Origin of the sequence: Gluconacetobacter entanii (assembly GCF_003206495.1) — a bacterium.
In the GTDB taxonomy this organism is placed as follows: domain Bacteria; phylum Pseudomonadota; class Alphaproteobacteria; order Acetobacterales; family Acetobacteraceae; genus Novacetimonas; species Novacetimonas entanii.
Genome location: NZ_NKUF01000061.1, coordinates 1 through 11,748, shown reverse-complemented (window position 1 = coordinate 11,748; position 11,748 = coordinate 1). Strand labels below are relative to the sequence as shown.

Genomic DNA, 11,748 nt, shown 5'->3' with positions numbered 1-11,748 from the left:
CGCCATGGGAAAATGGACCCTCGAAATCATCAGGCGGTCCGATACGACGAAGGGCTTTCAGATCCTGCCGCGTCGCTGGGTGGTGGAACGGACATTCGCCTGGCTGGGACGGTGCAGGCGGCTCGCCAAAGATTGGTAAAAGTCCATTGCGTCCTCAACCGCATGGACATTGATCGCCTCGATCCGCATGCTCACACGACGGACAGCAAGGCATTGTCAAGCTTGGAAAACTTTCGGATCGGGCTCTCAGAGAGTGAGTAGTCGGAAGCAACGGTCATTGAAGAACTGCCACGACACGCGCAGCTTGAGGCGGCGGTACAGTTCGGACAGCAACATATTGTCAATGCGGCACTATTGCCCCAGATGCCGACCTCTTTGAGGTCATAGGATACAACGAAAGCCAAGAAATTCTCTAGAACAGGGAAAAGGCTGCCGCTACGTTGCAGAGCGGCATATCGCTGCGCTTGTGCTGCCTTCGGCTGCCGTGCACACCATTCCATCGTGGCGTTGTCCCGCTCATTCCAAAGAGTCTGCAATCGCTAACATCATGCCATGGGAAACACGACCATATCGATCGACGCGTCTCCCTGGCGCACCAATTCCAGCCCGGCCACAAATGTCGCAGCCACAGCCGTTCGACAACCAATGGTTCCCTCAGGTTTGGTAGACGCCATCGCAGGAACACAGTCCCATATGCTTCGAAAGGTTCCATTCTTTATTTTCTCACGCATAAGGACCAATGCATCGCTCACACGCCAGTAGGAGGGCATATCGATCCGATAAATCGGGACGGATGTCTCGACCCGTGCCAATTCCCGTTCCAGCGCACCAAGGCAGGCTTCCATCAGACTGAAATACGTCCCCTTCCGTACAGAAACACTACGATCCACGTCTGTTCCGCCCCGCGTAAAAACCGACACGCCAAGCTGCGGTCGCGCCTCCAGCCAGTCCGCTGCCGCGCGCATCTGCAACAACCCCTCGATCTGGTCCGCCGTCCGGCGTGCCTCGCTCTCGGCAACCTGCTTTTCCGCCTGCGTGGCAAACAGCAGCCGCGAGCGCAGGAATACCAGCCGGGCGATCCAGATCACCCAGTCCGCGCGCTGCATGAGTGGCGTGGTCTGGGCCAGCCGCTCCGCCTCATCCACAAACTGGGCCGCTAGGTCCGCAATGGACAAGATGCCCAGATCCAGGCGCTGCCGTTCCGCCAGATCCAGCAGCAGGTCCAGCGGCCCGTCAAACCCCTCGACATGGAATTCCGGCACCGCTGGACGCGGCAACCGACGCGGCGGATCACCCCAGTCTTCGTCCTCGTCAGGCGGCATTGGTGGCCTTCCCGGCATCAGTGCGCGCGTACTGCGGCTGGATGTCGAAAACCAGCTCTGGCCAGTCCGTCCGCACCCGGTCCAGCGCCTGCCACGGTGTCCATTCCGCCGACCAGAAGCGGTAGACCAGCCGGGCACTGCGGCGCGCGCGCTGGTCGCACATCGCTTCAACCTCCACCCGGCGCAACGGTAGCAGCGTGCCCCACTGTGCCTGCAGCCAGGCTGCCGCCACGCGGGAGTCCGCTCCTGCTTCCAGAATGGCCCCTGGAACCGGTACCAGCCGGTGCAGGTCAAACGCGCATGACGGCGTGCCTGCCGCCTGGTGCTGCAGGGCGATCCGATGCAGGCGTTCGGATGCCTGGCGCAGCAGCCGGGCCAGCGTCACTGCCTGCGCGCCCTGCCCCGCCATCGGCGCCAGCAGGCGTGCCTGTTCGTAGTCGAAATCCACCTGCCAGGGAATGATCCCCGGACCCTGGGCCGCCAGCCGGAACCGGGCCACTTCGTCTACCGGACCGCTCACCGTCAGCATTGTCCGGATCCAGTCTGGGGTCGGTCTCAGCATGCGTTGACGCGCTGCCGTCCGGACTGAGGACTCTGGCGGGGATCCCGATTTTGTCCGGCGCGCCCGTGGGGACGGCCGATCCGGGCACCCCAGCGCCCGGTCCAGCACGAACCGGATCCCTGGCACCGACAATGGATCCCCGACCGTGCCGTGCGCATCGATCCCCCGGAACGCTGCCCCCCAGCGCAGTTGCGCCGCATCGCGCCAGGCCGCCCAGGACCGCACCGGACAGACGGCCGGATCCCGACGCCGCCGCAGGCGACGCAACTGATGACGCCCGGACCGGGGCCGCAGCAGGGCGACGGTCATGCCGTCTGTCGTGTCGCTGATGTCTTCCACCGTCAGCCGGGCCAGCGCTTCAGCGCCGATGTCCAGCGTGGCCGCCAGCAACAGCAAAGCCCGGTCGCGTAGGCCGGGCAAATCGGGGCCGCAACGTCGCGCGGCGGCCAGCAGGGAAGCCGCATCGACCCCGGCCCCGGTCCGGCGCACCCGCGTAGCGGGCAGGGCGACATCGAGCCCCTCGCCATTGGCGGCACACCACGCCGTCAGCGCCGCTCGATCCACCACCAGGCTCTGCCGCGGCCGTCCGGCCTTGGCCCGGGCCTCCAGCCACGCTGCCACCGCCACAGGGCCGACCGGAAAGCCGCTATCGGCGGGCAGGGTGCCGACAAAGGCGCGCCACGACGCTGCGTAAGCCCGCGCCGTGGCCGGCGATAGCCCGGTCGGCGGCCGCGCCGCCTGCAGCGGTCGGCCGGTCTCAGCCATTCTGATCGGATCCCCGGTTTTCGGCCCCGAACGCCCTGCGGGCCAGCAGCGGACAGGCGCCCGAAGCGGGCAGCCTGTCCACCCTCAGCGGGAAAACACGCCTCCTGACACAGACCATATTAAGGCGTTTGCGCTTCATACAATGCGTCGTATCACGTTAATGGGTGTTTAGAGAACGAAAAAGCGCCTGATTGATCCTGAAAGGCGCGGTTTTCCGGACTTTCTGTTCCCTCCCTTCCTCGCCGGGAAAAATCCGACCGATCAAAAACCTACTTCCGATAAGTTATCTTGTCGGAAGTAGGTGAAAATTTCCAGAATGCCTGCTAAAATTCCGAAATGTGCCTGTTTCCGAGCCTTTTCGCCAAGCCTGTCTGCGTACCCCTTCCCTGCTGCCCAGGTGACGGCCAGGGACCATACGCGCAGGCAACCCTGCCATGCTGAGCGACGTCCGGATCCTCGGCACCAGCAGGCGCGCGCAGGCCGCGCTGCACGCCCGCGTTGATCCGCTGACGCAGCAGCGTTTGGCCGAGACACAAGACCCGGCGCGCTGGCGCGAAATCCTCTCGACCGCGCGGTTCACACCACCCCTGCCCCTGCTTCTGGCCGGCATCGAATTGCCGGACGGTACCTATTCCCCGGATACCCCCCTCGCCCAGAACGTGCCGTATGCGTCGGCGGCCCAGCAGATGGCTCAGGACCATGTTGCCGACATCCCCTCGGGGTTCGAACTGGCCGTCGGACTGGAAATCGATGATGGCATGCCCAGCTTCCTGGCCTGGTTCCGGCCGCTCCAGTCCGTAGGAGCCTGTCCCGGGACGGCAGACGCAGCACCCACTGCGCCCGTCGGGCAACCGGCTGCAGCCGTCGCGCAATGGTTTTCCGTCGTCTCGGCACAACCCGTTCCCGAACATGATGGCCGCCTGGCTACGGCCCGTCAGGCCGCCGATGCTTATATGCACCGTAGCAAGGCCGAAAACACGCTGCGCACCTATCGCGCCGCCGTGCGGTCCTGGTGTCGCTGGGCTGCCAGCCACGCCCTGCCCGCCCTGCCGGCCCGCAGCGAGGATGTTGCCGCCTATCTGGCCGACATGGCGCTGCAGGGGCGCAGGACCAGCACCATCGACCTGCATCGTGCTGCCCTGCGTTACCTGCACCACCTGGCGCAGATTGCCGTACCCACCGCCCACCCGATGGTGACCGCAACGCTTGCCGGCATCCGGCGGGAGGCAAAGGAGGTGCTGCCCCGCCAGAAAACCGCGCTCACCTGGGACAGGCTGGTCCGGGTCGTCGAAGCCATCAGTTCCCATGATCTGGTCGGTGCGCGGGATCGGGTTATTCTTCTGCTCGGTTTTGCCGGTGCGTTCCGACGCTCCGAGCTTGCGGCACTGAAGGTGGACGACATCACGGTGGACGAGGATGGCATGCAGATCCGGCTGGGCCGGTCCAAGGGCGATCCCCAGCGCAAGGGTACTCTGATCGGCATCCCGCGGGGCCTGACCCGGAACTGCCCGGTTCTGGCATACGAGACCTGGCTCCGGCAGGCCGGGATCACGGAAGGTCCGGTCTTCCGGCGCATCTGGTCCGCGCGGGGCTACAGGGCAGGCGCCACGCCCGTCGGAACCCCGCCCAGGATCGGGCCGCACGCCCTGTCGGACCGGGCGGTCACGGACATCATCCGCAAACGCTGCGGCGACACTCACCTTGAGGGGGACTTTGGCGGACACAGCCTGCGCCGCGGCGCCATCACCACGGGCGCAAAGGACGGGTATGATCTCCTGGAACTGAAGCGCTTCTCGCGACATAAAAGTCTCCAGGTCGTCGAGACCTATATCGACGCGGCCAGCATCAAGGCCCGGCATCCGGGAAGGTCAAGATTCTGAGCCTGTCTTGACCCCATTTTCCAGAACGCCTCCACTCGCCTTCACATGTGAAGACGCACCAGTAGACATATCTGCTTCATAGATCATGCCAGCCTTATTCGAAGATAATTTCTCCCCGCATGAACCGCCGGACTGGAACGTCTGACTTGGGGGGGCAGCAGAATGTCTGCTTCAGAACTGGCCTGATCATAAACTGCCACCATGGGAGCACGTATAGTCCTTGAATTTCCCATGAGGATTTTTCAGATTCTGACACGTGAGGATGAGGCCGTATAATTATTTCGGGTAATCTTCCCATCAAATACAGAATCGACTAGCTGCGAAAAAAGTCAGGAGAACTAATTATCAAACGGAGAAAGTGCTTCAATAATTCGGCATTCTGAAATATTACCTCCCCGGCATGATTTTATTATCGTAGAAAGTTCATGACGCAATGCCTTGAGATCCGCAATTTTGTGCTCAATCTCTGCCATATGGTCACGAGCAATTCTATCAACTGTCTTACAATCCTGGGTTCCCTGATCCGTTAGGGATAATAGAACTCTTACCTGATCTAATGAAAAACCCAGATCACGGGATCGACGAATAAAAGACAGTCTCGCGAGCGCCGCATCATCATAAACGCGATAATTGCCATCGGTCCGCTGTGGCGGAGCCAGCAGTCCGATCCGTTCATAATAGCGGATCGTCTCGACTTTGGTATTCGTTGCCTTTCCCAAGGCGCCAATCGATCGCATTCCCTGCCTCTTGACCCTGTAGTTGCTACAGGCAGCATACATTAAAACAGATGATTCGTCAGGGAGGCGCTGGATGGCAGGAGGATGCTGTGGTGGATGCACAGATACGCCGCTACCAATCAATAAATCATGGCGGAGAGCGCTCCTGATCGCGCTTTTTCTCAATGCCAGCATGTTTGCCGTTGAAGCTGGGGCTGGCGTGTCGGTTGGATCTGCATCCTTACAGGCGGACGCGATTGATTTCCTTGGCGACAGCGCCAACTACGCAATAAGCCTCAGTGTTGCCGGAATGGCATTGCGATGGCGAGCTGGCGCGGCCTTTCTGAAAGGCCTGACCCTGTTCGTGGCTGGGATATGGGTAATGGCCAATGCTGGGTGGATGGTAATGAACAGCAACCATCCGCCTCACCCAGACGCAATGGGCGGCATTGGTCTGCTTGCCCTCGCGGTCAATCTAGCCTGTGCCCTCATATTATGGACACATCGGAAAGGTGATGCCAACCGCCGTTCCGTATGGATCTGCTCTCGTAATGATGCGATCGGAAATGTTGCCGTTGTGCTGGCAGCTCTGGGCGTGTTTGGCACTCGTTCTGCGTGGCCGGATATTGCGGTAGCTTCCATCCTTGCGATGCTTGGTATTAGTGGAGGTGTGCAGATTATGCGACAATCGAAAGTAGAACTAACAGATAAAAAATCAGATATATCACGACATATCAATGTATAAATCATATAATACTCTAGAATATATTAAGCAGGTAAGGAGACGAACACGCTATAATGCGGCATTCATTCTCCTGATTTTTCCCCTGCTCTGTGGCTGCACAAATAGTGGTCACTCAAATATTTCGCCGGAATCAGATGTCCAGAAATTTTCCAGCCGTCAATTTACGGATGCCGGATTGCAAGAATTCATTACAAAAGTTCTCGGACCAAACGTATCGAGTCAGGAAAACGCATGGGGCATCACTCGCCTGACGCTTGCTACCTTGTATTTTCATCCCGATATCCTTGTAGCTAAAGCTGAACTGGAAACGGCTCGCGCTGGAATCAAGACAGCCGGTCAACTGCCCAATCCCAGTTTCACGGTGCTGGGTGGCCCATCGGCTCATTACGTCGGCTACGGCGCGTCAATACTGATCGAATTTTTCGGCAGGCGTTATCACCGTATCAAAGAAGCCAGATATCGGGCTGCGGTCGCGCAATGGGAAGTCATCAATACTGCATGGAAACTACGCAGCGACACGCGGTCTGCTCTTCTCGGCGTCTGGGCTGTATCCGGGCGCCTCAAGCTTGTGGAAGAGACTGCGGCAGCTAAACGCGAACTCTTTACCCTGGAACAGGCACGTTTTGATCAGGGACGAGCATCCGCTTTCGAAATATCGCAGGTACGGACGGAAATGATCCATGCCGAGTTGTCTGTCAGTGATCTGCGGCGCGAGTATGCCGTCCGTAAGGCAGCTCTGGCAGGAGCAATCGGGGTTCCTGCCGAAGCACTTGATTCCATTGCTCTTGATACAAAAGCATTTGATGTCTGTCCCTACCTCATAGAATACCGCGATTCACAGGACATGAGATACCAAGCCGTAATGCAACGCGCGGATCTGCGGGAACTTCTTGCGTCTTATGACGCCGCCCGACAGGCTCTACGGGTCGAAGTTTCTCGACGCTATCCCGATGTCACCATCAGTCCCGCCTATAACTGGGATATTTCAAATCGCTTTGAGGTAAATCCCTCTCTGCAAATTCCGATTTTCAATCAGAACGAAGGCCCCATAGCTGAAGCTGTTGGGCAGGAGCATGAGGCGGCGGCTCGTCTCCGGCGTGCAGAGAACACGGTGTTTAAGTCCATCTCGCAGGCTACGGCCAATTACCGCGGCACGACATCAATTCTGCTACAGGCGGAAGAACTTGCCAAAACCGTACGGGTAAGGCTGAACCAGATGCAGCACCGCCTTCAGTCAGGTGCAATCGACCGACCAACGATGGTTATGACTCATATAGAGCAGATTCAAGCGGAGACCGCTCTTCTTGAAGCAGAAATTCAGCAACGGCAAGCCATAGGTCAGATCGAAGATGGCATGCAGCAGCCCATTTTTGATCACACCAATGCCGCGCAGGCTTCCGGCCTACTTGAAAATAACCACAGGAATTCACCATGAAAGCGAGGGCCTTCTGGCTGCCTCTTGCAGGTCTTTCTGTCTTCCTAGTTCTAAACGGGACAGACATTGCCATTGCAGATGATGATGATCAACCAGTTTCGGTTCTTGGTGCAGAGGCGACCGTGACGGTCTCCCCGGAAGCAGTTACGAAGAGCGGCATTGCTTCTGCACGACCCAGCATCGTGCCTTGGAGAAAGCTGGTTCCCGCCTATGGTTACGTTCTGAACGCAACACAACTTATCACTCTTGTTAGTAATTATGCTGACATGAAAGCGCGGCTGGAGAGCATGCAGGCACAGCAGACGCTTGCCCGTGCGAAACTCGATCGTGACAAAGGACTGTATCGCGATCGGCAGAATATCTCTCAGGAACAATTCCAGGAGACAACAGCTAGATTTCAGTCCAATTCAGCTATGGTAAAAGCAGAACAGGTCCTGGTAAATAACGCACTTAATATTATCAGACAGCAATTTGGTTCGGTCATATCTGACGCTACCGAAAAAAATACAATTTTCATTACACAGTTACTTCAACAACAAGTGGTCTTGGTCAAGGTGACCCTTCCACCAGATACGGATCTACCAACCCCACCAAGTCAGGCGGATGTGACCGATTATGGAAACACGGGTGGACACGGGACAATGCTCCACTATTTGTCTCCTGTAACCATGACCGATCCTGCTATTCAGGGGCGTAGCTTTTTCTATTTTGCGTCGGCTGAAAGTCAGCTTGTCGCGGGCATGAATGTTTCCGTTCTCCTGCCTACCGAAGAGGAACGTCCCGGTATCCGGATACCTGCATCAGCTATTATCTGGCTGCAAGGTAAGTCGTGGATATACCGTGATAACGGACACGGAAAATTTACACGCTTACCCCTTACGACCGACGTGCCGGACCGAGAAGGTGGCTACCTGATCCAAGATACTCCAGGACAAATCACACACGAAACGCAAATCGTCATAGAGGGTACGCAATTACTTCTGTCTGAAGAATTCCGAGCTCAGCTTGAATCAGGAGACGATGACGACTGATGACGGGACGTTCTTTCAGCCTTCAGGCAGCTATTATCGGGTTTTCGATCCGCTTCCGGGGCGTGGTTATCGCAACCGCATGTCTGTTGTTCTTCTATGGCCTGTATGGCTTGAGACATGCCAGCTATGATGTGTTTCCGGAATTCATTCCGCCACGGGTCACGATCCAGACCGAAGCCGCTGGTTTCACGCCGGAACAGGTCGAAACATTGGTTAGTCGCCCAATGGAAATTGCCCTGACCGGCCTCCCGGGTATTCAGCGCGTGCAATCGACTTCGATTCAGGGACTGTCAGTCGTCAACGTCCTGTTTGCGACATCGACCGATATTTATCGAGCCCGGCAACTGGTCGGGGAACAAATGAATGTTGTTGCACAGCAATTGCCAGCCGGTGTTCATGCTCCGACTATGACGCCACTGACCTCATCCGCCGGTCTGGTACTGGTGATCGGTCTGACGTCGGAACAACAGTCCTTTATGCAGTTGCGCACGCTTGCTGACTGGTCATTAAGGCCGCGTCTGCTGGCGTTGCCTGGTGTGGCTGGAGTCAGCGTGTTTGGCGGGGAGCGTCGGTCACTCCAGATACAGGTACATCCAGACCAACTCATCTTGCATCATATCGGACTCGATGACGTCCTTGCGGCTGCCCAGGAAGCGACTGGCATACAGGGGGCCGGCTTTATTGATACCCCGAACCAAAGAGTCGTTCTTCAGTCTGACGGTCAGGCCCTGACGCCAGAAAGTCTGGCCCGCACTGTGATTGTCCGCTCTGATAATGGTGCTGTCACACTGGGCAGCATTGCCACTGTAACTGAAGCCCCTATTCCTGCCTTCGGTGCGGCCAGTATCGAGGGAAAGACAGGCATTGTAGTTAATATATGGGAACAGTACGGTGCCAATACAATGGCCGTGACCCGGGAAATCGAGGCGGCACTTACCGATTTCCGCCCGCAATTGCAGGGACAGGGGATTACATTGCATGCTGACCTGTTCCGACCCGCCAATTTCATTACGACCGCATTGGGGAATGCCACACGAGCATTGCTTCTGGGCGGTTTTCTGGTGGTTGTCGTAATCTTTCTTTTCCTTTTTGACCTGCGAACCGCTGCAATCTGTTGCGCCACCATACCTTTGGCTATTCTGATAGCCCTGTCGTTGCTGGAGACACTCGGGGTTACTTTGAATGCCATGACCTTGGGGGGCCTTGCTATTGCCATCGGCGAGGTTGTGGATGACGCCGTGATCGGGGTCGAAAATGTTACACGCCGATTGCGTGAAAACCGGCTTCTGGTCCAGCCCGCATCTACAGCGCGCGTCGTACTCGATGCGTGCGTTGAAGTCCGCAGTGCAGTGGTTTACGCGACCTTTGCTGTCATTATCGTTTTCTTGCCTGTCATCGCCCTTCCCGGACTTTCGGGACGACTGTTTGCTCCACTGGCAACAGCTTATGTTCTTGCGGTCATGGCTTCTCTTGCCGCTGCTGTAACCGTTGTACCTGCACTCTGCGCATGGCTCTTGGCGACGCCTGGAGAAATCCGGAGAGAGCCCCCCCTGGCAGGATGGACCGCCAGAGCTTATGAACGTCTTCTGGCCAGATTAATGCGCCATCCCCGATTTGTTATAGGCGGGATGATCCTGACCACCTTGATAGGGTTTGCGGCCCTTCCATTCCTTGAAAGCGATTTCATTCCCGATTTCAAGGAAGGCCACCTTATCATTCATATGACGGCAGTTCCGGGGACTTCCCTGGAACAGTCTCTGAAATTAGGCAGACAGGTTACAGAAAAACTTCGTCAGCTTCCCGAAATCCGTTCGGTTGCTCAGAGAGTCGGACGCGCCTCGCTGGATGAGGACACGTATGGACCACATACCAGCGAGTTTGAGGTTGATTTGAATCAGGTGGATGGGAAGGCTTCCCGACAGATTGATGCCCGCGTTCGCAAAGCGCTTGACGGGTTCGTTGGGGCCAGTTTTTCTGTCAGTAGTTTTTTGACGATGCGCGTAAACGAAACCCTTTCTGGTTCGTCTTCGGCTGTGGCAATCAATATTATTGGCGATGATCTGGATGTATTGGATATCCAGGCAAATAATATTGTCCGCATGTTGCATCAGATACATGGCGCAACAGATGTCCGGATAGAAGCACCTCCTGGTGTTCCGGAACTTGCTATTCAGCTACGCCCTGCTGATCTGGAGCGCTGGGGGCTTCGGTCGGCGGATGTACTCCGATCCATCCATACAGCCTGGCAGGGTGAAACCGTGGGGCAGATATACGAGCGTTCTGCGGCTTTTAATGTTATGGTTCGTCTTGATGACGCAAGTCGTAATGATGTTGCGTCTGTCGGTTCCCTGCCACTGCATACTGTTCACGGAAACTACGTACCACTCCGCGCTGTTGCGGACATATATGAGACGAACGGTCGCTATCAGGTGTCACATCTGGGAGCACAGAGAACACAGACTGTCACCGCAAATGTTACAGGACGATCAGCTCAATCTTTCGTTCAGGACGCACGCACGGCTATAGCAAAAAATATCAAACTGCCTCTTGGAGCCTACGTTCAGTTTACATCCGCAGCGGAAGCTGAATCACAATCACGCAGGGAACTGTTTATAAATTCCGGGCTCGCTGCCATAGCGGTCATGATTCTGCTCTCAATAATCACACAAGGATGGCGCAATCTCGCTCTGATACTCGTCAATCTTCCCTTCGCATTTGTGGGCGGCATTCTGACAATCATTGTTTCCGGCACAACGCTAACTCTGGGGGCAACAGTCGGCTTCGTTACACTATTCGGGATTACGCTTCGGAATTCGGTGATGATGATTTCGCATTTTGAGGCTTTGGTCGAGCGGGAAGATCTCACATGGGGAGTAACAACAGCGCTCCGGGGGGCCAGAGACCGCGTCGTCCCCGTACTCATGACATCGCTCGTTACGGCGCTTGGACTGGCGCCTCTGGCTGTTGATATGAATGCGCCTGGGCGGGAAATCGAAGGACCTATGGCAGCTGTCATTCTTGGAGGGCTCATGACATCAATGATACTTAACCTGTTTGTTTTGCCTATTCTTGCTGTCAAATTTGGTAATTTTTCTGAAAACGAAACGGGAGTTCCGGAAACCTTGTTCAAGTGACAGGTATGGGCCACTGCTGCACCGAACTACTTGAAGATTATGTCCGATATGCCAATAGATGAGGTGGTCCCGTCCGTTCGGACAGTTTTGCGGGCTTGATAAGCTATACCCGATTGTTGTTATGCCGCCCTTCTGACGGCGTTGCTGTTGGCCATCTG

At 56.8% G+C, this 11,748-nt stretch carries 8 protein-coding genes and 1 pseudogene; 6 read left to right on the top strand and 3 right to left on the bottom strand.

What is annotated here, in order from left to right; translation table 11 throughout:
- Positions 1–217 (top strand): annotated as a pseudogene (locus tag CFR72_RS15155) (transposase); the annotation flags it as partial.
- A 328-nt stretch (positions 218–545) separates the two neighbouring features.
- Here CFR72_RS15155 and CFR72_RS15150 read toward each other — a convergent pair.
- Both CFR72_RS15150 and CFR72_RS15145 read right to left on the bottom strand, forming a co-directional pair.
- Complete coding sequence (locus tag CFR72_RS15150) at positions 546–1,322, bottom strand: segregation and condensation protein A (protein ID WP_014106905.1); 777 nt, start codon at positions 1,320–1,322, stop codon at positions 546–548.
- Positions 1,312–2,649, bottom strand: a complete 1,338-nt coding sequence (locus CFR72_RS15145) for a site-specific integrase (protein WP_014106906.1) — start codon at positions 2,647–2,649, stop codon at positions 1,312–1,314. The genes CFR72_RS15150 and CFR72_RS15145 overlap by 11 nt, the downstream gene beginning before the upstream one ends.
- A 434-nt stretch (positions 2,650–3,083) precedes the next feature.
- On the opposite strand from CFR72_RS15145, the gene CFR72_RS15140 reads away from it, so the two are divergent.
- On the top strand, positions 3,084–4,529 hold the full coding sequence (locus CFR72_RS15140; RefSeq protein ID WP_110914667.1) for a tyrosine-type recombinase/integrase: 1,446 nt from the start codon (positions 3,084–3,086) through the stop codon (positions 4,527–4,529).
- A 338-nt stretch (positions 4,530–4,867) separates the two neighbouring features.
- Here CFR72_RS15140 and CFR72_RS15135 read toward each other — a convergent pair whose 3' ends face one another.
- Positions 4,868–5,266, bottom strand: coding sequence for a MerR family transcriptional regulator (locus tag CFR72_RS15135; RefSeq protein WP_014106908.1), 399 nt, complete (start codon positions 5,264–5,266; stop codon positions 4,868–4,870).
- 73 nt (positions 5,267–5,339) lie between these two features.
- Between CFR72_RS15135 and CFR72_RS15130 the strand changes: the two genes are divergently transcribed.
- Genes CFR72_RS15130 through CFR72_RS15115 form a run of 4 tightly spaced genes read left to right on the top strand, consistent with a single transcriptional unit; the run spans position 5,340 to position 11,590 of the window.
- Positions 5,340–5,990 (top strand): cation transporter, encoded by a 651-nt coding sequence (locus CFR72_RS15130; protein WP_014106909.1) that lies wholly within the window; start codon positions 5,340–5,342, stop codon positions 5,988–5,990.
- Entirely contained in the window at positions 5,983–7,425 is a 1,443-nt protein-coding gene (locus CFR72_RS15125) for a TolC family protein (RefSeq protein WP_208630073.1), read from the top strand. Before CFR72_RS15130 ends, CFR72_RS15125 begins: the two co-directional genes overlap by 8 nt.
- The gene (locus tag CFR72_RS15120; RefSeq protein ID WP_014106911.1) at positions 7,422–8,456 is read left to right on the top strand and encodes an efflux RND transporter periplasmic adaptor subunit; all 1,035 of its coding nucleotides are present in this window, start codon (positions 7,422–7,424) and stop codon (positions 8,454–8,456) included. The genes CFR72_RS15125 and CFR72_RS15120 overlap by 4 nt, the downstream gene beginning before the upstream one ends.
- Entirely contained in the window at positions 8,456–11,590 is a 3,135-nt protein-coding gene (locus CFR72_RS15115) for an efflux RND transporter permease subunit (RefSeq protein WP_014106912.1), read from the top strand. The genes CFR72_RS15120 and CFR72_RS15115 overlap by 1 nt, the downstream gene beginning before the upstream one ends.
- Positions 11,591–11,748 lie beyond the last annotated feature (158 nt).

Bases quoted from the DNA above. Each gene is read 5' to 3' on its own strand.
- CFR72_RS15150 (WP_014106905.1), bottom strand. From the start codon at position 1,322: ATGCCGCCTGACGAGGACGAAGACTGGGGTGATCCGCCGCGTCGGTTG.
- CFR72_RS15145 (WP_014106906.1), bottom strand. From the start codon at position 2,649: ATGGCTGAGACCGGCCGACCGCTGCAGGCGGCGCGGCCGCCGACCGGG.
- CFR72_RS15140 (WP_110914667.1), top strand. From the start codon at position 3,084: ATGCTGAGCGACGTCCGGATCCTCGGCACCAGCAGGCGCGCGCAGGCC.
- CFR72_RS15135 (WP_014106908.1), bottom strand. From the start codon at position 5,266: ATGCGATCGATTGGCGCCTTGGGAAAGGCAACGAATACCAAAGTCGAG.
- CFR72_RS15130 (WP_014106909.1), top strand. From the start codon at position 5,340: ATGGCAGGAGGATGCTGTGGTGGATGCACAGATACGCCGCTACCAATC.
- CFR72_RS15125 (WP_208630073.1), top strand. From the start codon at position 5,983: ATGTATAAATCATATAATACTCTAGAATATATTAAGCAGGTAAGGAGA.
- CFR72_RS15120 (WP_014106911.1), top strand. From the start codon at position 7,422: ATGAAAGCGAGGGCCTTCTGGCTGCCTCTTGCAGGTCTTTCTGTCTTC.
- CFR72_RS15115 (WP_014106912.1), top strand. From the start codon at position 8,456: ATGACGGGACGTTCTTTCAGCCTTCAGGCAGCTATTATCGGGTTTTCG.